Origin of the sequence: Rhodoferax sp. BLA1, from assembly GCF_013416775.1 — a bacterium.
Classification (GTDB): domain Bacteria; phylum Pseudomonadota; class Gammaproteobacteria; order Burkholderiales; family Burkholderiaceae_C; genus Rhodoferax.
Genome location: NZ_SZVI01000013.1, coordinates 34,045 through 54,953, shown reverse-complemented (window position 1 = coordinate 54,953; position 20,909 = coordinate 34,045). Strand labels below are relative to the sequence as shown.

Sequence of the window (20,909 nt, the reverse complement as noted above, 5' to 3'; positions counted from 1 at the left end):
CTTTTTTTGACATGCAAACACGACAACTCGGCCCTTTCTCCGTCTCTGCCATCGGCCTGGGCTGCATGAATCTCAGCCAGGGTTATGGCGCCCCCATCACTGACAAACAAGGCGAGTCTGTCTTGTTGGCCGCGCTCGATGCTGGCGTCACGTTGTTTGACACCGCCTCGCTCTACGGCTTTGGCGCCAACGAAACCCTGATGGGCCGGGTGTTGAAGACACAGCGCCAGCGTTTCACCCTGGCCAGCAAATGTGGCATGACCGGTGTCGACGTCAAGGGCGACGGCAAACTGGTGCGGGTGATCGACGGCCGCCCCGACACCTTGCGGCGCACCTGCGAGGCCAGCCTGCGCCGCCTGCAGACCGATGTGATTGACCTCTATTACATCCACCGGCTCGACAAAACGGTGCCGATTGAAGACAGTGTGGGTGCTTTGAGCGACCTGGTGCGCAAGGGGTATATCCGCGCCATCGGCTTGTCTGAAATGTCGGCCGCCACCCTGCGCCGCGCTCACGCGGTGCACCCGATTGCCGCGATGCAGACCGAGTATTCGCTGTGGACGCGCAACCCCGAAATTGCAGTGCTGCAGGCTTGTAAAGAACTGGGCGTGGCTTTTGTCGCTTTCAGTCCGGTGGGGCGTGGTTTTCTGGCGAGTGAGCCGCTGTTGCCCGAGAGCTTTGAGGCCGCCGACTTTCGCCGCAGCATGCCGCGATTTGAGGGATCCAACTGGGACGCCAACGCCCGTCTGCTGCCGGCCTACCGGAGACTGGCCGACGAGGTCGGTTGCAGCCCGGCGCAGCTGGCGCTGGCATGGCTGCTGCAGCGTGCCGAGCACATCATCCCGATCCCTGGCACCACCCGCGTTGACCACCTGCAGGACAACCTGGGCGCCTTGGAGGTGACCTTGAGTGCCGATGTTTTGGTGAAATTGGATGCCTTGATCAACCAGCACACCGTGGCAGGCAGCCGCTACAACGCGCAGGGCAATCTGGACGCGCAGACGGAGCAGTTCTGAGGCAGGCTTGGCGCTGCCAGCCAGCGCCACAAAGAAAAAAACCGCACTACCAAGGTGATAGTGCGGTTTATTCTGAATTTGGTGGGATGTGCGGGGGTCGAACCCACGACAAACGGATTAAAAGTCCGCTGCTCTACCAACTGAGCTAACATCCCTGATTCTTCTTGAGGGACTCAAGATCAGACAAGCCCTAAATTATAGCCATAAATTTAGGGCTATACGCAGATCTTCAGCTTTGGAAGATGCAAATTCAAAAAAATGGCCTCAAAAACAGCGTGTGATGTGGTCCGATGGGTGTCGCCGGTTGGCCGCTTGCAGGCCAACACCGCTTTAGGCCGAGAAGTTTTGCACGGCCACAAAGTGGCAGGCCGTGCCGGTGACCACAAAGCCGTGCCAGACCGCGTGTGAATAACGAATGCGCGAGTCCAGCACAAAAAAGATGACCCCCACGGTGTAGGCCAGGCCGCCAGCCACCAACCACAAGATGCCTGGCAAAGGCACACGCTCCAACAAGGGCACGGCCGCAACCACCACCAGCCAACCCATCGCCAAATACAGGCCGGTTGACCACCAGGGGTGGGTCAGGCAGTTCAAAGCTTTGAGCGTGATGCCGATGGCAGCCAGCACCCAGACCACCGTGAACAGGCTCCAGCCCCAGGCCCCATTGAGGGCGCCCAACGCAAACGGGGTGTAGGTGCCCGCGATGAAGAGGTAGATGGCGCCGTGGTCGAGCTTGCAGAAAACCTGTTTGGCACGCCCCTCCGGCATGGCGTGGTACAGCGTTGAGGCTAAATACAGCAGCACCATGGTGATCGCAAAAACAAGGGTGCCGACAAAACTCGCTGCGTTTTGTTGCCCCGCTGAGGCCAGCAAAAAGGGCATGCTGAGCAGCGCGGCCAAAAGCGCCACGCCATGGCTCACACTGTTGGCGATTTCCTCGCCCAAAGTTTGTGGACGTTTTGTCATGCCAGCCATTGTGCATGGCCGACAAGTCATACCGGTGTCAACAGGGTGAAAGCCCTGTGAATCTGCGGCCTGATCAGGACGCGCAGCGGGTTTTGATCAGTGCCGCCGCTTCCTTGACCAGCCCCGGGCCGCGGTAGATCAAGCCGGTGTAGATCTGCACGGCGTCGGCGCCGGCCTTGATTTTGCTCACCGCGTCCTCGGCGCTCATGATGCCGCCCGCACCGATGATGGGAAAGCTTTTGCCCAGCGCGGCACGCAACTGGCTCACCACCTGGTTGCTTTTGGCCAGCACTGGCGCACCGGATAGGCCGCCGGTCTCCTCGGCGTGGGCCAGACCTTTGACCGCGTCGCGGCTCAGCGTGGTGTTGGTGGCGATCACGCCCCAGGCGTTGTTGACCTGGCCGGTGTTATCGGTGCCGTAGCGCAGCAGCGTCTGGGCAATCACGCTGACCTGATCCGCGTCCAGATCCGGTGCAATTTTCAGGAAGATGGGGATGTGTTTGCCGTGTTGCTGCGCCAGCTGTTCGCGTCGTTCGGAAATCGCGCCCAGCAGAGCGTCCAGCGCCTCGTCACTTTGCAGGCTGCGCAGGTTCTTGGTGTTGGGGCTGGAGATGTTGACGGTGACGTAGTCGGCATAGGGGTAGACACCGTCCAGGCAGGTCAGGTAGTCGTCGGTGGCGCGCTCGATCGGGGTGATGGCGTTTTTGCCGATGTTTAGGCCCAGCAACATCGGGTTCGGGCCACAACAACCGGTGCCACGACCTTGGTACAGCGCGGATTGTTTGACGTTAGTGATGAAGCTTTGCAAGCCGTCGTTGTTGAAACCCAATCGGTTGATCAAAGCCTTGGCCTCGGGCAGGCGAAACAGGCGCGGCTTGGAGTTGCCGGGTTGCGCCAACGGTGTCACCGTGCCGACTTCGACAAAACCGAAACCCATGGCACCCAGGCCGTCGATGCAGCGGGCGTTTTTGTCCAGCCCGGCGGCTAGGCCCACGCGGTTTGGAAACCTCAGGCCTGCCAGGGTGATCGGGTCACTCACTGGTGTGCTGGCGTAGGCCCAGCGCAGCGCCGAGCCTTGGGTGTGTGTTAGCGACGCGATCGTCAGCTCATGCGCGGCCTCGGGGTCCATACCAAACAAAAAGGGGCGCGCCAGCGCGTAAGGGAGAAGAGCCATTGGATAATTCCTCAAGATAAACCGATCAATCACAAGGATTTTCCCCGATGACGTCCACCCCAAGCTCGACCGCCGCTGTTTTGTCCCAGGATGACCTGAAAACCCTGGTGGGTCAGGCCGCCTTGAAGTATGTGGTGCCGGGGGAGATTGTGGGTGTCGGCACCGGCTCCACCGTCAACAAGTTCATCGATGCGCTGGCCAGCATGAAAGATCAGATCACCGGTGCGGTGTCGAGTTCGGTGGCCAGCACCGAGCGGCTGCAAGCGCTCGGTATCACCGTGTTTGACTGCAACGAGGTGACCGAGCTGTCGGTCTACATCGACGGCGCCGACGAGGTAGACCCGAACGGTTACCTGATCAAAGGCGGCGGCGCGGCCTTGACGCGCGAGAAGATTGTGGCCGCACAGTCGCGCCGTTTTGTCTGTATTGCCGACGAGTCCAAGCTGGTGCAGACCCTGGGCAAGTTTCCGCTGCCCGTCGAGGTGATCCCGATGGCGGTCAATCGCATCACCCGCCAGTTTCAGGTCATGGGCGGCACCGTGGTGCTGCGGCTCAAGGATGGTGCGCCGCTGGTCACCGACAACGGCCAACACATCCTGGATGTGACCGGCCTGCAGATCAGCGAACCGCTGGCCTTTGAGTCGCAGGTCAACCAGTGGCCCGGTGTGGTCACGGTCGGCGTCTTTGCCTTCCAGAAAGCCCAGGTGTGCCTGGTGGGCACGGCCAGTGGGGTCAAAACGCTGACGTTCTGATACTCCTCAAAGAGGAGCTATCCACCCTTATTTAGCAAGGGCTAGAAGCGGATTTTGCAACCAATCCCGCTGCAGAGTGGTTTGCACCACAGCCCGGCAGGCCTCGGCCTGAACCTGCATACACACCTGGGTGTGCGGAATCTCCTCGTGCCAGCCATGCTGCGGGTAAGTCACCGCCTTGCGCTGCATCATGGTCTGGCCCTGCGCCAGGCCGTCCACCGCCACCCGCACCCGTCCGGCCTGCAGGGTGAAGAGTTCGGGGTTGGTCAGCACCACAAAGGCCAGCACGTCGTGGCCGTAACAACCGGTGACCTGGCCCACCACCGGGTCGCGTTCACTGTAAAACGCGCTGTAAAACGCCACCGCGTGGTGCAAGGTGTCGGTGGCAATGTGCTGGTGGTGTTCGGCAATCTGCTTGAACAGCGACAGCGGCAGGATCACCTGGTGCGTCACATCCAGCCCGACCATGGTCAAAGGCCAGCCTGCGGTGAACACCGCGTCGGCGGCGTGCGGGTCGTTCCAGATGTTGGCCTCGGCCACCGGTGACACATTGCCAGATTCGAGCACCGCACCGCCCATCAAGATCACCTCGCGCACCAGGGTGGGCAACTCGGGCGCCAGTTGCAGCGCGGTGGCCAGGTTGCCCAGCGGGCCGACCGCCACCAGGGTGATCTCACCGGGGAATTGGCGCGCCGTGTCGACGATGAACTGGGCCGAGGAGCGCGGGTCCAGTCTGCCCTGGGTGGCCAGGCGATGGGGCAGGTTGCCCAGACCATCGGCACCATGGATGTAGTCGGGGGGCGGCTCTGCGGTTTTCATCAGGGGTTGCGCCACGCCCTGTGTCACCGGGATCAAGCGGCCCGCCAGCGCGCTGAGGTACAGCGCGTTGGTCGCGGCCTGTTCCACATACACATTGCCAAAAGTGGTGGTGATGCCGACCACCTCGATGCCGGGGTGGGCCAGCGCGTAATACAGCGCCATGGCGTCGTCCACGCCTGGGTCGGTGTCGTAAATGACTTTTTTGGGTAGGTGGGACATCGCGGTGTGGGTCATGGGGGTGGGTCAAGCAGTTGGCAGCGCCGCCAAGCAGCATCAGGGGCCTATTTTTGAGTCAGTAGGGGGCCGCCATTATGTCGCGCGGGCTGGCAGCGCCTAAATCGTGGCATAGTGCCTGCTTGTCTTTGTCCGCCCGGTTTTTACCGGGGTTTGTTCAACTTTTGAAAGTGATTTGTCATGGCTCTGAAATCTGTTTTACGTCTGAGTGTTGTCGCCGCTGCAGCCCTGGTGGCAACGGCTGTGTGGGCCGAACCTTCGGTGGTGTACGACATGGGCGGCAAGTTTGACAAGTCGTTCAACGAGGCGGCTTACAACGGCATGGAGATGTGGAAGAAGGAAACGGGCAAGAAATACCTAGAGTTTGAAATCTCCAACGAGTCCCAGCGCGAACAGGCCCTGCGCCGTATGGCCGAACGTGGCGCCACACCGATCATTGGTGTCGGTTTCAGCCAGGCTTCCGCCATCGAGAAGCTGGCCAAAGAATTCCCCAAGCTGCAGTTCGCCATCATTGACAGCGTGGTGGACCTGCCCAATGTGCAGTCGGTGGTGTTCAAGGAACACGAAGGCAGCTTTTTGGTCGGCGCCATGGCCGCGATTGCCAGCAAGACCGGCAAGGTCGGTTTTATTGGCGGCATGGACATCCCGTTGATCCGCAAGTTCCAGTGCGGCTACGAGCAGGGCGCCAAATACATCAACCCCAAGGCTGAAGTGTTCAGCAACATGACCGGCACCACGGGTGCGGCCTGGGCCGACCCGGCACGCGGTGGTGAGTTGGCCAAGGCCCAGTTCGCCAAGGGCGCCGATGTGGTGTTCGCCGCAGCGGGCGGCACCGGCATGGGTGTTTACCAAGCCGCCAAGGACAGCGGCAAACTCGCCATTGGTGTGGACAGCAACCAGAACCATGTGCAACCCGGCACCATGCTGACCTCGATGGTCAAGGGCATCGATGTGGCGGTGTACGACGTGGCCAAGTCGTTCAAACCCGGCGTTTTGGTGCTCGGTCTCAAGGGCAACGGCGTGAGTTATGCCATGGACCAGTACAACGCCAAACTGGTGACCCCTGAGATGAAGAAAAAGGTAGAGGCCGCCAAGGCCGACATCATCAGCGGCAAGATCAAGGTGGCTGATTACATGGCAGACAACGCTTGTAAATACTGATGTTGTGGCGGCTCGGCGCGTGCTGAGCCCGGTCCATGCGGCTGTTGATGCGACTTCGCCCCGTCCAGGTGGCGTGCGTGTGTCAACAGCCCTGAATCACTCTCATAGATATAGCTAATCACCCAAGCAGAATAAGGGCTAGAGCCCAAAAAGATGTATAAAGTCTGGACACACACCTCTTCAGGCCACCCGGCCAACCACCGGGCTTTGCAAGATGCTTGAACCAACCCCAGTGGCGGTCCGTATGACCGCCATCCACAAACACTTTGGTGCCGTGGCCGCCAATGCCAACGTCGACTTGACGGTGCGCACCGGCACGGTGCATGGCATCGTGGGTGAAAACGGTGCCGGCAAAAGCACGCTGATGTCGATCCTGTACGGCTTTTACCAGGCCGACAGCGGGCAGATCGAGGTGTTTGGCCAGAGCGCCGATATCCGCAACGCCGATGACGCCATCGCGCGTGGCATTGGCATGGTGCACCAGCACTTCATGCTGGTCGACACCCTGACCGCGCTGGAGAACGTGATGCTTGGCGCCGAGCCACATTGGCTGCTGCAGCGCTCTGACGCCCAGGTGCGCAGCAAGCTCAACGACTTGATGGTTTCCACCGGTTTACAAATCCCGCTCGACAGTCTGGTAGCGGATCTGCCTGTGGGCGACCGCCAGCGCCTGGAAATTCTCAAGACCCTGTACCGCGGTGCCAAGATCCTGATTCTGGACGAGCCCACCGCAGTGCTCACGCCGCAGGAAACCACCCAGCTGTTTGGGGTGCTCAAGCGCCTGCGTGAGCAGGGCACGACCCTGATCCTGATCACCCACAAACTCAAGGAAGTGATGGCGCTGTGTGATGTGGTCACCGTGATGCGTGCTGGCCAGGTGGTGGCCGAGGTGCCGATCGCTGAAGCCTCGGTCGAAGGCCTGGCGCAGGCCATGGTGGGGCGCAAGGTGCACATGGGTCGCTCGGCCGACAGCGCCCAGCAGCCCGGTGAGGTGTTGTTGCAGGCCGATCACCTGTCGGTGACTGACAGCCTGGGTGTGTTCCGACTCAAAGATGTTTCCTTGAGCCTGCGTGCCGGTGAAATGGTGGGTGTGGCCGGTGTCTCGGGCAATGGCCAGAGTGAGTTGATGGATGTGTTGACCGGCCTGCTGACCCCAGACCAAGGCCAGCTGCAGGTGCTGGGCAGCCATTTTGAGCCGCCGAACTGGCTCAACCCGAGCCAGGCTCGTGCCCTGGGCCTGGCCCATGTGCCCGAAGACCGGCACGCCCGTGCGCTGGTGATGGCCTTTGCGGCCTGGGAGTCGGCGGTGTTGGGTTACGACGACTTGCCCGAGTATTCCAGTGGTGGTTGGATGAACCATGTCCACATGCAACACGCTACCGTGGACATGATGGAACGTTTTGACGTGCGCCCACGCGACCCGCTGCTGCCGAGCAGCAAGTTCTCGGGCGGCAACCAGCAAAAGCTGGTGCTGGCACGCGAACTGGGACGGGCGCCCAAGGTGCTGCTGGTGGGGCAACCCACCCGTGGTGTGGACATTGGTGCCATCGAATTCATCTACACCCAGCTGCGCGCGCTGCGCCAAGCTGGTTGTGCGGTGTTGGTGGTGTCGAGTGAACTCGATGAAATTTTGGCGCTCTCTGACCGGGTGCTGGTGATGAACCAGGGGCGGATCGCTGGTGAGTTGCCGATTGCGGACTGCACCGAAGCTGCGTTGGGGATGTTGATGACGGGGTGCCAGGTATGAACACATTGCCGCGTTGGGCTGATCTGGTGCTGTTGCCGCTGGTGAGTTTGTTGGTGGCGCTGCTGGCTGCTGGTGCCGTGGTGGCGCTGGTGGGCCAGGACCCGTGGGAGGTGATCCAGGTGCTGGTGTACGGCGCTTTTGGCACCGCACGCGGCATCAGCTACACCTTCTACTACGCCACCACCTTTGTCTTCACCGGGCTGGCTGTGGCGGTGGCATTCCATGGGGGGCTGTTCAACATCGGTGGTGAAGGCCAGGCCATCATGGGGGGCTTGGGCACCGGTCTGGTGGCGCTGTGGTGGTCGGCATTTTTGCCCGCCTGGTTGATGCTGCCGATCATGATGCTCTCAGGCGCCTTGTTTGGCATGGCCTGGGCGGCGGTGCCGGGGTACTTACAGGCCTACCGGGGCAGCCATGTAGTCATCACCACCATCATGTTCAACTTCATCGCCAGCACGGTGCTGGTGTATGTGTTGGTGAACCATTTACGACCCAAGGGCGAGATGTCGCCCGAGAGTGTGGCGTTTTCACCCTCGGCCAAATTGCCGGCGATGCACGAGGTGCTGCGCCATATCGGCATCGACTGGCCGTCTTCTCCGCTGAACCTGAGTGTGCTGCTGGCCGCACTCGCAGCGGTGGCCGTTTACCTGTTTTTGTGGCGCACACGCGCTGGTTACCGGCTGCGCGCGGTCGGGTCGAGCCCGGGCGCGGCGGAATATGCGGGTATCAAGTCCCGCCATCAGGTGGTGATGGCCATGGCGATCTCGGGTGCGCTGGCCGGACTGGTGGGCATGAACGAGGTAGCCGGTGTCAGCGGCAAGCTGATTCTGGAATTTGTGAGTGGTGCGGGTTTCACCGGCATTGCGGTGGCGCTGATGGGGCGCAACCACCCGCTGGGCATTGTGCTGGCCAGCCTGCTGTTTGGCGCCTTGTTCCAGGGTGGTGCCGAGGTGGCGTTTGAGGTGCAGGACTTCAGCCGTGACATGGTGGTGATGTTGCAGGGTTTCATCGTGCTATTTTCGGGCGCCATGACCTATGTGATTGCACCGATCCTGGCGCGATTGCTGGGTTGGTTCGGCCAAGCCGGGGTCAGCAAAACCAACACAGGAGCCAGCCATGGATGAAGCTCTGATCAGCGCCATGCTGGCGTCCACGCTGCGGGTGTCGACCCCGCTGATTTTTTGTGCACTGGCGGGTCTGTTGTCGGAACGCTCGGGCGTGGTGGACATCGGGCTGGAAGGCAAGATGCTGCTCTCTGCTTTTGCGGCGGGGGCTTGTGGTGCAGCCTATGGTTCGATGACACTGGCGATTTTGGCCGCCATGGGTGTGGCTGTGGCTTTGTCCTGGGTGCACGGTCTGGCCTGTGTCAGCCACAAGGGGGACCAGGTGGTGTCCGGTGTTGCTATCAACATCATTGCTGCAGGCCTAAGCGCTGTGCTGGGTACAGCCTGGTTTCATCAGGGTGGACAGACGCCGCCGGTGAGTGACGCGGTGCGTATCCAGGCGTTGTGGCCGGGTCTGGCCGAGGCGGCGCGTGGACTGCCGCTGGTGGGTCAGGTGCTCGGTGATGGCCTGCTGGGCCACAACGCGCTGGTGTACCTGGCCCTGTTGCTGGTGCCGGTGTTGTGGTGGGGGTTGTTTCGCACCCGTTTTGGTTTGCGCCTGCGTGCGGTAGGTGAGAACCCGCAGATGGTGGACGCCGCCGGTGTCTCGGTGATGCGCCTGCGTTACACCGCACTCACCTTGAACGGCATCTTGTGTGGCCTGGCGGGCAGTTACCTGGTGCTGGCGCAAAGTGCCAGCTTTTCACAGAACATGAGCGCCGGGCGTGGTTTCATGGCGCTGGCCGCGCTGATTTTTGGCCGCTGGCACCCGGTCAAGGCCTTGTGGGCCTGCCTGCTGTTTGGTTTTCTGGACGCGGCGGCCATCCGCTTGCAAGGCGTGCATCTGCCGGGCATGGGTGAGGTGCCGGTGCAGGCCATTCAGGCCTTGCCTTATCTGATGACAGTGGTGTTGCTGGCGGGCTTCATTGGCAAGTCCATTCCGCCAAAGGCGCTGGGCATTCCCTACAGCAAGGAACGCTGAGCTGCTCAGCCGCGCAGCGCGTGAAGTGCCTTGGCCAGCTTGGCCTCCACAGGTAGGGGTTCGGCGCCCATTTGGGCCGCCAGCAGCTCGGCACACAACACCGAAAAACTCAGGCCACGTGACCCCAGCGCGGCGCAGAGCCACAGACTGGGTTGCGCCCCTGCGTCCAATGGCCCCACCAAGGGCAGGCGGTCGGCGCTGATACACCGTGTGCCTTTCCAGGTTTGCAGGTTTTTAGAGGCAAAGTTGGCGGCCAGGGGCCCCGCCAGACTTGGCAACAGTTCTTTCAGGTGTTCCCAATTGCGCACATGGTTGTCGGCATCCGGGCGTTCCACCTGCTGTTCTGGCTGGTAGCTTGAGCCCATGAACCAGGCCGGGCCTTGATCGGTGGGCACGTGTGACACCAAGCCGCTGAAGCCATTGACCGGAAAGGGTGGAAAAGCCGCCTTGTCCGCAGTCGAATCGCTGTGCAACGCCCAGCTCAGCAGACCCCGCATGCCCTGGGTGCTCGGCAATCTCTGCAGTTGTGATGACAGATCGGGATGGCTGTGGGCCAAGTTGTCCAGCAGCGGGCGCGCAGCACCGGCATTGGCAAACACCACACGTTCGGCACAACACAACACCTGCTGCGCCTCATCCAGCAACTGCCAGACGCCGTCGATATGTTGCACATGGCACACCTTGGCACCACCCTGAAACCTCACACCCGGCTGCTTGAGCCAGGCCGACACCAGCGCGGCGGGTTGGATCCAGGCGGCTCGTGGGTGCCACAGACCCGGGCCATCGGCCAGCTTGTCGGGGGCAGAAATCGACCAGTCCTGACCCTCCGGCTGCCAGTGGCTGGGTAGCTGCGGTGTGCCACCCACCTGCCGCTCCAGCACACCGGTTGCCGCCCACTGTGTGCCTGGCTGCAAATGTTGCCGGGCTTGTTGCAGGGTGAGGCGCACACCGGCGCGCGACAGGCGTGACAGTGGGCAGTCGTCGCTGGAGGTGTGTGGCACCACCAGGCCCACCGGCAAACCCGACGCTCCTGCTGCCGGGGCTGGCGCGGCGTCCAACACCAACACCTGCCAGCCGCGTCGGGCCAGCGCCGCCGCCACACTGGCACCAGCCAGGCCTGCACCCACCACGGCGCAGCGCTGAACGGGCAGGGCGCTGCTATGGTTTTGTCGGCTGGTTTTGAGGGGCCAGGGTGGGTCAAAACGTGCCTGAAACTGTCTTTCGGCGTCCGTGCTGTTGTCGCTGATGGCGAAGCCGCTGGAGCACAGCTGTTGGTGCAGGTCCGATGCGTCGGTGCTTGTGGGCAGATGAGCATACAGGGTGGTGCCGCGCCGGCAGCAGCGTGCCAGGGCCTTGATGGCCCAGGGATTGTGGGCGTCGAACTCACCGGGCTGCTCAGGCGCATCCAGCGCGACACACACCTCATCCGCCAAAAACGTGTGCTGGCGCAGCGCCTGCAAGGCATCACCGACACACAGTGTCAAAGTCACTTGACCGTTGGCCAGCAAAAAACGGTGAAAACCGGGCAAGAGACCAAACCAGTGCGCCACCAGCTCGTTGGCCAGCGGCAACAGGTTGGTGTCGCTGCCGCAGGCTTGTACCAGTGTTTCGGAGGTGGGCGCACGGGGGCACAGGGCCACCACATGCAGCATCCGGGGCCGGTCTGTGGTGTGTTGCCAGGTGTGCCAGGTTCTCAGAAAACCCAAGCCATCCTTGAAGCAGGTGTCCAGGATCTGCAAGCGTGGCAAACCCAACCAGTCAGGTGTCATGGGCTGGGGACACAGCAGCGTTCTCAGGCCGCTGTGTGGGACGTGGGATCACGCCTTGGGGGGAACGAAACCTTGCGCGGCGTCGGCGCCTTCACCAAAAAAGTGGTTCTCCATTTGGCGCGCCAGGTATTGGCGGGCGCGGGCGTCGGCCAGGTTCAGGCGGTTTTCGTTGACCAGCATGGTCTGGTGCTTGAGCCAGTCGGCCCAGGCTTGTTTGCTGACGTTTTCCCAAAGGCGTTTGCCCAGTTCACCGGGATAAGGTGCAAAGTCAAGCCCTTCGGCCTCGATCCCCAATTTGATGCATTTCACCGTGCGCGCCATGGTTTACCTTTGTGTGTACTGTCAAAAGTGTCAACTTTAGCAAGGTTTTTGCTTGGGTCGCACACTGAAGTAAAATCCACCCCTATGGCAAAAGCAGATACCAAAACCAAAATCGTGGCCGACGGCCTGCGTTACAAATCCAAAGTGTCCGGCTCCCCGTTCACGGCGGCCACTTCCTTTGGCGCTGCCACGATGTCGTGTTTTTTATGTGGCAAACACCGCGCCCGTTCCCAGATGGTTTCCAAGAAGATCCTCGGCAAGTCTCAGGCGGTGTGTTCACCGTCCTGCAAGGCGCTTGACCTAGCATTGGAAGAAGCCAACAAAAAACCATCCGCTGAGTGAAGCTGCCGGGCTGCCCAGCAGCCCGTGTGCTTCGGTGAATGGTTTGCTACCTGATTTGTAGCTACTACCCGTTTGTTGACTAGGGCTAGAGGCTTAAACGCCTCTAAAACTGCGCGGCCACTTGGCCGCAGCTGTGTCACAAACTCAGGCTGTCAAAACCTTCGTAAGATTTTTTGAGCCAGGATTTGACGCGTTGGCGCTCCAGCAGGCCCAGTGCATCTGCCTCAGGCTTGCTGTGGATGGCAGCCCAAAAACTGGCGTTCTGGCGGTCAATCTTGCGCATGCTGGCCTCATGCAGCGCGGGCAGGGTGATGACTTTGGCGCCACGCGACAGTGCGGTTTCTAGTGCGGGTGACGCATCCAGCTGAGAGAAGTCGCTGCCACGCCCGTGGTTTTTCACCACGATGTAGTTAGGCCCCGTCTCATAGGTGCTCAACAGACGGCCCAGCAAGTCCACCGAATCCTTGCCCGCATCGGACACATGCCAGAAATTGACGGTGATGCCCATGTCTGCCAGCACCGCAAACACGTCCGAGTCCTTGATCCAGCGCGCCAGGGGTGCAGCGGTCTGCGCGGCCAGATCCACCACCACACGGGGTGGTGCACCCGTGGGATCGGCACTTTCAAACGCGCTGGCAATCGCGTCCAGCCCTTCATAACTGTCAACCACCACCGGGCTGGCGTAGTCGGCATAAAAACGGGTGAACGAGGTGTGCGAGCGGTCGGTGTCAAAGCCGACAAAAGGCTGCTCCTTGTCGATGAAATACTGTGCCAGCAGACGCGCCAGCACCGATTTGCCGACGCCACCTTTTTCGCCGCCGATGAAATTGAGAGAACTCATGTTTGCTTTCTGTTGTGTTGGAAACGGGTGCCCGCAGGCGGCTAGGGTGACAGAAGCAAAATCTGTGCTGGTTGGCGGCAGGTCGTGCTTTAAAGGATGTTTTTCACCAGCACCTGGCTTTTGCGGTCCCAGTTGTACTTGCGTTTGCGCGCATCGGGCAGCCAGTCGGGGTCGACCTGGACAAAACCACGTTTGATGAACCAGTGCATGGTTCGGGTGGTCAGCACAAAAATGCTGTCCAGCCCGGCCAGCTTGGCGCGTTGTTCAATGCGTTTGAGCACCCGGTCACCGTCGCCCTGGCCTTGTACATCGGGCGACACGGTCAGTGCGGCGAGCTCGGCGGTGCGTTCCTCGGGGTAGGTGTACAGGGCGGCGCAGGCAAAGATCACACCGTCGTGCTCGATCACGGTGTACAGGCCCACATCACGCTCGATCTCGGTGCGGCTGCGTTTGACCAGGGTGCCGTCTTTCTCGAACGGTTCAATCAGCTGCAGGATGCCACCCACATCGTCCACCGTGGCTTCACGCAGGCTCTCCAGTTTTTCATCCACCACCATGGTGCCGATGCCATCGTGCACATAGACTTCGAGCAGGATCGAGCCGTCCACCGCGTACGGGATGATGTGGCTGCGCTCCACACCACCTTTGCAGGCCTTGACGCAATGCTGCAGGTAAAACGCGGTGTCGGTGGGTTTGTCGGCACTGGGCAGGTCGGCCAGTAACTTCTCGGCGATGTCCAGTGGCAATTCGGTGTCAATCGGGTTGTCTTCACTGAGTAGCTGGCGCACATCGGTGGCAATACCTGGCACCTCGGTCACAAAAATCAGTTTGTCGGCCTGCAAGGCGGTGGCCACCGAAGTGGCGACTTCTTCCATGGTCAGGTTGAAGGCCTCACCGGTGGGGGAGAAGCCAAACGGCGACATCAGCACCAGCGCACCCATGTCGAGTGAACGGGTGATGCCTGCGGTGTCGATCTTGCGCACCACGCCCGAGTGCTGGAAGTCCACCCCATCCACAATGCCGACCGGGCGCGCCGTCAAAAAGTTGCCCGAAATCACCCGCACCGTGGCCCCGGCCATGGGTGTGTTCGGCAGGCCCTGGCTGAAGGCGGCTTCAATCTCGTAACGCAACTGCCCAGCGGCTTCCTGGGCACAGTCCAACGCCACCTCGTCGGTGATACGGATGCCCTTGAAATACTTGGGTGAGTGGTTCTTGGCCTTGAGCTGTTCGTTCACCTGCGGCCGAAAGCCGTGCACCAGCACAATACGCACGCCCATGCTCTGGATCAGGGCCAGATCCTGCGCCAGATTGGGCAGCTTGCCAGCGGCAATCGCCTCACCACACACACCGACCACAAAGGTCTGGTGGCGGAACTTGTGGATGTAGGGGGCGACGGAACGGAACCAGGGGACAAAGGTGAAGTTGAAGGGCAGGCTCATGGGGTAGGTTGGCAAAGAGGGCAGCAGTCAATAGGGGGCAACACCACCCTATTTTGCAGCACGTGTGTGAAGGCTTTGGTAGCTATCGGCACATCGCCGAGTTGGCCACCCAACCCAACGGTCTGACACCTTGGTGACCGGCCAGTCAGTGGTAATCATTCTCAAGCTGAAGACGAATGGCTAAGACAACAACGTCGTGGTGGTTAGCCGACAACCAAATTTTCAGTCTGCAGAAGTTCAACGCCATAGTTAACCGGCGCCGTAGCATGAAGCGCGAAGGGTACAGCTACAGGCCAAGAGAATGCCGAAGGCGTGGGCTGTAGCGGTGTCCGCGTTGAACGACCAATTTGGCGGCTGGTGCGCTACGCGAAATTGTTTAGCTTTGCTCTTCATCAGTTGGACGCGTCTCCAACAAACGGTCCACAGCAAACAGAACATCCTCTAAGCCATCGTTGTAGTTTGAACGAAAGTCTGCGTACTTCTTTGTTTTTAGGAGTTCAGGGATAGTGCAGTCTTCAATGAGCAGCGGCAAAACAATGGTTCGGTTTTTTTCAATTTCAGACCAATACTTCGCATGCCACTCCCGCTCCATCCACTTAGATTTAATCGAATTTGTTGACAGCACCACAATGATGAAGTCTGCACTAGATAGGCCGTCAGATATTTTCTCTGGAATAGATTCACCAACGCAGATGTCCCACTCGTCGAACCACGGCGTGTGCCCAGACGTTTTTAAGTCTGTGCCCAGCCATGTTGCAAACTGTTTGTCTTTTGATGAGTGCGAGATGAAAATCTTGGCGCCTTGCCCTTTGTTGCTATAGCGAGCATGAATCATTCGATCCACAAGCACTCCTTCCACGAAATGTAATTCGGTAAGCAATTCGATCTTTCTTTTAGCTCCTACTTTTGGCGAGCCTTTCGCTGCAGCAAACCGTCCTATAAGGTTATGGAGCTCTTCGCGCCGCTTCAAGAGATCGGCCGTAGTGACTTCTCTAACGTACTCATCTGGAATGATGTAGTACCCATTGGCCAGGAAAAAGTCTCCAAAATAGACTATTGCTACACGCCGCCCTTCAATGTCATCGTCGTCTCCAACCAAATCAAAGTCAATGTCGTCCGAGAATTCTGTGTCATTGTCATCGTAGTTGCCAATGCGACCCGAGTGAGGTCCATCCGTGATGTAGACGGGACCGTAAGGGATGTGCTCTGTACTCATAAATTCGACGTGGAGGCCTAACGTAATGTTCAGAGCAACATCCGCTCTATAAGTTGGAAATTGCTCCATATGTTGGCCATCAAATCCTCCTGAAAGCGGCTTGCAGCTTTGTTTTTGCTGCTTTTTCACCGCATCAATCGTATCTCGATATTCTGGCAGACCAGACGTGGGACAACAGGTGAGTTCTGGGGTGATGTTCTGAATCGATGAGTAAATTTGGCAGATGTTCCGAATGGCCGCTCCCGCTGCAAACCGGGTACCCGTTTCCTCTTGGTTTGTGTCATTGTTGGTGTCCTGATTGCTTGAGCGCAAAAGTCGCTTGCGTTTGGAATGGGTTGGGGTGGTGGTCATATCTCGTCTTTTGACGGCCACGGTTACCGGCAGGATGCATCCTCGGCCAACCATCTCCATCACAGCACATCACTACATATTCCGTAGCTGCGAGCCCTCGTATCAAGAGGGCTAGGCGCCAAATAGGCTTACAACAGCATTCACCCCCAAATCCCGCCCCGGCGCCGCCACCGATAATGGCGCCCCAATGTCGAACCCTCTGAACATCGAATTCCCCGAATCCCTGCCGGTCTCGGCGCGTCGCGAAGAAATTATGGCCGCGATGGCCGCGCACCAGGTCATCATCGTCTGTGGTGAAACCGGCTCGGGCAAAACCACCCAGCTGCCCAAGATCGCCCTGGCGATGGGGCGTGGCTTGTGCAACTACCCCAAAACCTTGGCCGATGGCCGACCGGCGCCGCGTGGCAAGCTGATTGGCCACACCCAGCCGCGCCGCATTGCCGCCAGCAGTGTCGCCAAACGCATTGCCGAAGAGCTCAACACCACGCCGGGTGAGGTGGTCGGTTTTAAAGTGCGTTTTCAGGACCGTCTGGGGCGCGACGCCTCGGTCAAGCTAATGACCGACGGCATTTTGCTGGCCGAGACACAAACTGACCCGCTGCTCAAAGCCTACGACACGATCATCATCGACGAGGCGCACGAGCGCAGCCTGAACATCGACTTCTTGCTCGGGTATTTGAAGCAGATCCTGCCGCGCCGCCCAGACCTGAAGGTGGTGGTGACCTCGGCCACGATTGACGCGCAGCGTTTTGCTGATCACTTTGCGTCCAGGCATGGTCCGGCGCCGATCATTATGGTCAGCGGGCGCATGTTCCCGGTGGAGCAGCGTTACCGCCCGTTTGAAGAAGCGCGTGACTACGATCTGAACCACGCGATTGCCGATGCGGTGGACGAGCTTTGGCGCGATGTGCACAACAGCGGCGACATCCTGGTGTTTTTGCCCGGTGAGCGCGAGATTCGCGAGGCGGCCGACCATCTGCGTGGCCACCTGAGCCACCAGCCGGTGTTTCGTGGTGCCGATGTGTTGCCGCTGTTTGCCCGGCTGAGCCAGGCTGAACAAGACCGTATTTTTGACGGCCACAACGGGCGGCGCATTGTGCTGGCTACCAATGTGGCTGAGACCTCGCTCACCGTGCCGGGCATCCGATACGTCATTGACGCAGGCACGGCGCGCATGAAGCGCTACAGTTTCAGAAGCAAGGTGGAGCAGCTGCTGGTGGAGCCGATCAGCCAGAGTTCGGCCAACCAGCGTGCGGGCCGCTGCGGGCGGGTGGCCAACGGCATTTGTATCCGGCTCTATGACGAGAAAGATTTCATTGGCCGCCCCAAGTTCACCGACCCCGAAATCCTGCGCTCATCCCTGGCCGGGGTGATTCTGCGCATGAAGTCGTTGCACCTGGGCATCGTCGAAGACTTCCCGTTCATCGAAAAACCCTCGGGCCGGGCCATTGCCGATGGTTATCAGTTGCTCAATGAACTCGGTGCGGTGGACGAAGCCAATGAATTGACCGCCATGGGTGGTGAGCTGGCCAAATTGCCGCTGGACCCGCGTGTGGGCCGCATGATTCTGGAGGCACGCAGCCGCGAGGCACTGGATGAGGTGCTGGTGATTGCCAGCGCGCTGAGCGTGCAGGATGTACGCGACCGCCCGATGGAGGCGCAGCAGCAGGCCGACCAGGCACATGCCAAGTTTGACGATGAAAAGAGCGAGTTTTCGGGCTACCTGAAGTTATGGAAATGGCTGGAGACCGCGCGGGGTGGGCAGGGCGCTGAGCACAAACTCAGCAACCGCCAATACGAACAACTGCTGCGACAAAACTTTGTCAGCATGCGCCGGGTGCGCGAGTGGCGCGACATCTACAGCCAGCTGCACACCGTGGTGGCCGAGCACAAATGGCGCATCAACACCGCGCCTGCCAGCTACGAACAGTTGCATTTGTCGATGCTGTCGGGTTTGCTGGGCAACATCGGCTGCAAGCTGGAGACCGAAGGCTCGGGCGGCGAATACCTGGGTGCACGCAGCATCAAGTTTTACCCGCACCCCGGCGCGCATCTGGTCAAAAAGCCAGGGCGCTGGATTGTGGCGGCTGAGTTGGTGGAAACCACCCGCCTGTTTGGCCGAGGCATTGCCGCGATTGAGCCGCAGTGGCTGGAGCAGGTTGGTGCCCATTTGCTCAAAAAACAGCTGCTCGACCCGCATTGGGAAAAAAAGGTGGCCGAGGTCAATGCGCTGGAGCGCGCCACGCTGTACGGCATCGTCATCTACAGCGGCAGGCGCGTGAACTACAGCCGGGTCGATTTGCCCGGTGCGCGCGAAATTTTCATCCGCGAGGCGCTGGTCGGTGGCCAGTGGGAGACCAAGCTGCCGTTCCTGGCCGCCAACCAGAAGCTGATCAAACAGGTGGAAGACCTGGAGCACAAGGCGCGCCGCCAGGACGTGTTGGTGGACGACGAGCTGATCTACGCCTTTTATGACCAGCAGTTGCCACCCGAGGTGTGCAGCGGCTTCACCTTTGAGGCCTGGTACCGCGACGCGGTGAAGATCAACCCCAAGCTTCTGTTGCTCACCCGCGAGGAGCTGATGCGCCACGAGGCGGCGGGCATCACCACCCAGGCCTTCCCGAAAACCGTGCGCCTGGGTGGTGTCGATTGCGCTGCCACCTACTTGCACGAACCCGGCGATCCGAAAGACGGCTTGACGGTGACGGTACCGATTTTTGTGCTGAACCAGGTCAACGAGGAGCGTTGTGAGTGGCTGGTGCCCGGCATGCTCAAGGACAAGATCCAGGCTCTGATCAAAACCCTGCACCAGCGCCCACGCTCGCGCCTGGTGCCGCTGCCCGAGTCGGCCAGCAAAATGGCGGCCCAGCTCAACGAGCCTGCGTTATTTGGCCACGGCTCGCTGATCGAGGCGGTGCTGAAGCTGGTGCGCTTGGCCACCACGGTGGACGTGGTGCGCGCCGACATCAAGGTCGACATGTTGCCGCCGCACTTCTTCATGAACTTCCGCGTGGTGGACGAGCATGGCCGCCAACTCGGTCAGGGTCGTAACCTGGGCGCGCTGAAGTCCGAACTCGGCGCCCAGGCACGTGGTGCGTTTCAGGCGCTGGCCGGGCTCAAGCTGGCCAAAACGGCCTCGCCGGAAGTCCCCAAGCCAAATCAGTCTCAAGCCCTCATAAATCAAGGGCAGGTAGCTACAAAAAAGGCAGTGAGTGAACCCACCACCAAAGCCACGCCAGCCGGTGTTAAACACACGGCCTGGACCTTTGGTGAGCTGCCTGAGCTGCTGGAAATCCAAAAAGGCGGCCAGACCCTGATTGGTTACCCGGCGCTGCTCGACGCGGGCGATGCCGTCACCATCGAAGTGTTTGATGAACCCGAGGTGGCTGCTGCCAAACACCGCGTCGGCCTGCGCCGTTTGTTTGCGTTACAAATCAAGGACGCGCTCAAGTACCTGGAAAAGAACGTGCCCGACCTGCAAAAAATGGCCGTCACCTACATGCAGGTCGGCAAAAACCCGGATGGCAGCGGCACCGGCGGCACGCTGGAAGAGCTGCGTGAACAGATCATCCAGGTGGCGCTGGACCGTGCCTTTTTGCTCGACCCGTTGCCCACCGACGAATTTGCGTTCAAAAAGCGCGTGGACGAGGGGCGAGGGCGCCTGACCCTGATCTGCACCGAAGTCGCCCGCCTGAGCGCCAGCATCCTGGCTGAATACGCGGTGGCCGCGCGCAAGATCAAGGACAGCAAAAATGCGCCAGAGGCCTCGGCGGATGCGGCCCAGCAGCTATCAAAATTGATGACCAAGAAGTTCTTGAGTGTCACTCCCTGGGGCAGCCTGCAGCACTTTGCGCGTTACCTCAAAGCGATCACCGCTCGGCTGGAAAAGTACCGTGCCGACCCGGCCCGTGACAGCGCCCGCCTGAAAGAGTTGCAACCACTGGAGCAGCGCTACTGGCGCCTGGTGGCTGAGCGCAAAGGTGTGGTGGATGATCGCCTGCAGGAATTCCGCTGGCTGCTCGAAGAGTTGCGTGTGAGCTTCTTCGCACAAGAACTGCGCACCCCGCAGCCGGTGAGCGTGAAGCGGCTGGAGAAGGCTTGGGCGCAGCTGGGGTGAGCTTGCTCGCCTGACTGGCCCGGTTCACAGGTCAAATCACTGTTTTGCCCAATTTATATAAGGGCTGGTTGCTTTTGTATTAATAGCAACCGTGAGCCTGTTTGGTTTACACCGAGGTCTTGCGAATGCGCTGGCCTTTGGCCACCAGGTCCGCCACCATCTTCAGCACCGATGCGCCAGGTGCCGAGTAGGGGTCGAATTCAGGGTGGTGGAGCTGGACCATCGGGTCATCGTCGGCCAGCAGCACATGGGCCATGGCCCAGTCGGCATAACGGCGCTGGCTGATTTCTTCGAGCAACAACAACTGCACATCCTGATGGCGCCGGTCCTGCGTGATGCGGTTGTAAAGGGCGTTGATGACACCTCGCTCACCTTCGAGCACCTGCAGGTACAGGCCTTGGCCCTGGCACAAAACGCCAGTGATGCCGCGTTGTCGGTTGGCACTTTGTGCGACGGACAGGATCGAGTCCGTTACCGCCGTTGTTTGGGGTCCCACAGCCCGACTCACATACAAAAGTCGAACCAGCTGAATGCGTTGTCGTGTTTCGTCCATGGTCAA

General features: G+C 60.2%; 17 protein-coding genes and 1 tRNA gene. 8 read left to right on the top strand and 10 right to left on the bottom strand.

Features of this window, described 5'->3' with window-relative positions; genetic code table 11:
• Nucleotides 1-11: 11 nt before the first annotated feature.
• Complete coding sequence (locus tag FDG13_RS15710; protein ID WP_180129742.1) at nt 12-1,016, top strand: aldo/keto reductase; 1,005 nt, start codon at nt 12-14, stop codon at nt 1,014-1,016.
• Nucleotides 1,017-1,095: 79 nt separating this feature from the next.
• Here the strand turns inward: FDG13_RS15710 and FDG13_RS15705 are convergent.
• From FDG13_RS15705 to FDG13_RS15695, 3 genes are all read right to left on the bottom strand, one after another.
• A tRNA-Lys gene (locus FDG13_RS15705) sits at nt 1,096-1,171 on the bottom strand.
• A gap of 175 nt (nt 1,172-1,346) precedes the next feature.
• Nucleotides 1,347-1,991 carry a hemolysin III family protein gene (locus FDG13_RS15700; RefSeq protein ID WP_180129740.1) on the bottom strand — a complete coding sequence of 215 codons (645 nt, stop codon included), beginning with the start codon at nt 1,989-1,991 and terminating at the stop codon, nt 1,347-1,349.
• Nucleotides 1,992-2,055: 64 nt separating this feature from the next.
• Nucleotides 2,056-3,156, bottom strand: a complete 1,101-nt coding sequence (locus FDG13_RS15695; protein ID WP_180129737.1) for a quinone-dependent dihydroorotate dehydrogenase — start codon at nt 3,154-3,156, stop codon at nt 2,056-2,058.
• Between the two features lie 47 nt (nt 3,157-3,203).
• On the opposite strand from FDG13_RS15695, the gene rpiA reads away from it, so the two are divergent.
• Entirely contained in the window at nt 3,204-3,908 is a 705-nt protein-coding gene (gene rpiA / locus FDG13_RS15690) for a ribose-5-phosphate isomerase RpiA (RefSeq protein ID WP_180129734.1), read from the top strand.
• A 27-nt stretch (nt 3,909-3,935) separates the two neighbouring features.
• Here rpiA and FDG13_RS15685 read toward each other — a convergent pair whose 3' ends face one another.
• Complete coding sequence (locus tag FDG13_RS15685; protein ID WP_180129732.1) at nt 3,936-4,946, bottom strand: nucleoside hydrolase; 1,011 nt, start codon at nt 4,944-4,946, stop codon at nt 3,936-3,938.
• Between the two features lie 195 nt (nt 4,947-5,141).
• Between FDG13_RS15685 and FDG13_RS15680 the strand changes: the two genes are divergently transcribed.
• From FDG13_RS15680 to FDG13_RS15665, 4 genes are all read left to right on the top strand, one after another.
• A complete protein-coding gene (locus FDG13_RS15680) occupies nt 5,142-6,122 on the top strand; it encodes a BMP family protein (protein ID WP_078363327.1) in 981 nt (326 codons plus the stop codon).
• Between the two features lie 244 nt (nt 6,123-6,366).
• A complete protein-coding gene (locus tag FDG13_RS15675; RefSeq protein WP_255435292.1) occupies nt 6,367-7,869 on the top strand; it encodes an ABC transporter ATP-binding protein in 1,503 nt (500 codons plus the stop codon).
• The gene (locus FDG13_RS15670; RefSeq protein ID WP_180129727.1) at nt 7,866-8,993 is read left to right on the top strand and encodes an ABC transporter permease; all 1,128 of its coding nucleotides are present in this window, start codon (nt 7,866-7,868) and stop codon (nt 8,991-8,993) included. The genes FDG13_RS15675 and FDG13_RS15670 overlap by 4 nt, the downstream gene beginning before the upstream one ends.
• Nucleotides 8,986-9,954 carry an ABC transporter permease gene (locus FDG13_RS15665; protein ID WP_180129724.1) on the top strand — a complete coding sequence of 323 codons (969 nt, stop codon included), beginning with the start codon at nt 8,986-8,988 and terminating at the stop codon, nt 9,952-9,954. The genes FDG13_RS15670 and FDG13_RS15665 overlap by 8 nt, the downstream gene beginning before the upstream one ends.
• A 5-nt stretch (nt 9,955-9,959) precedes the next feature.
• On the opposite strand, the gene FDG13_RS15660 is transcribed toward FDG13_RS15665, so the two are convergent.
• Both FDG13_RS15660 and FDG13_RS15655 read right to left on the bottom strand, forming a co-directional pair.
• On the bottom strand, nt 9,960-11,723 hold the full coding sequence (locus FDG13_RS15660) for an FAD-dependent oxidoreductase (protein ID WP_180129721.1): 1,764 nt from the start codon (nt 11,721-11,723) through the stop codon (nt 9,960-9,962).
• A gap of 48 nt (nt 11,724-11,771) precedes the next feature.
• Nucleotides 11,772-12,044 carry an oxidative damage protection protein gene (locus FDG13_RS15655; RefSeq protein WP_078363322.1) on the bottom strand — a complete coding sequence of 91 codons (273 nt, stop codon included), beginning with the start codon at nt 12,042-12,044 and terminating at the stop codon, nt 11,772-11,774.
• An 84-nt stretch (nt 12,045-12,128) separates the two neighbouring features.
• Between FDG13_RS15655 and FDG13_RS15650 the strand changes: the two genes are divergently transcribed.
• The gene (locus FDG13_RS15650; RefSeq protein WP_180129719.1) at nt 12,129-12,386 is read left to right on the top strand and encodes a hypothetical protein; all 258 of its coding nucleotides are present in this window, start codon (nt 12,129-12,131) and stop codon (nt 12,384-12,386) included.
• 136 nt (nt 12,387-12,522) lie between these two features.
• Here FDG13_RS15650 and FDG13_RS15645 read toward each other — a convergent pair whose 3' ends face one another.
• The 3 genes from FDG13_RS15645 to FDG13_RS15635 form a co-directional block, all read right to left on the bottom strand.
• Nucleotides 12,523-13,227 (bottom strand): mobilization protein, encoded by a 705-nt coding sequence (locus FDG13_RS15645; RefSeq protein ID WP_180129717.1) that lies wholly within the window; start codon nt 13,225-13,227, stop codon nt 12,523-12,525.
• 89 nt (nt 13,228-13,316) lie between these two features.
• Nucleotides 13,317-14,666 (bottom strand): amino-acid N-acetyltransferase, encoded by a 1,350-nt coding sequence (argA, locus tag FDG13_RS15640; RefSeq protein ID WP_180129715.1) that lies wholly within the window; start codon nt 14,664-14,666, stop codon nt 13,317-13,319.
• A 376-nt stretch (nt 14,667-15,042) separates the two neighbouring features.
• A complete protein-coding gene (locus FDG13_RS15635) occupies nt 15,043-16,233 on the bottom strand; it encodes a toll/interleukin-1 receptor domain-containing protein (protein WP_218942764.1) in 1,191 nt (396 codons plus the stop codon).
• A gap of 187 nt (nt 16,234-16,420) precedes the next feature.
• Between FDG13_RS15635 and hrpA the strand changes: the two genes are divergently transcribed.
• On the top strand, nt 16,421-20,350 hold the full coding sequence (hrpA, locus tag FDG13_RS15630; protein WP_180129712.1) for an ATP-dependent RNA helicase HrpA: 3,930 nt from the start codon (nt 16,421-16,423) through the stop codon (nt 20,348-20,350).
• A 106-nt stretch (nt 20,351-20,456) separates the two neighbouring features.
• Here hrpA and FDG13_RS15625 read toward each other — a convergent pair whose 3' ends face one another.
• On the bottom strand, nt 20,457-20,903 hold the full coding sequence (locus tag FDG13_RS15625) for a BLUF domain-containing protein (protein ID WP_180129709.1): 447 nt from the start codon (nt 20,901-20,903) through the stop codon (nt 20,457-20,459).
• Nucleotides 20,904-20,909 lie beyond the last annotated feature (6 nt).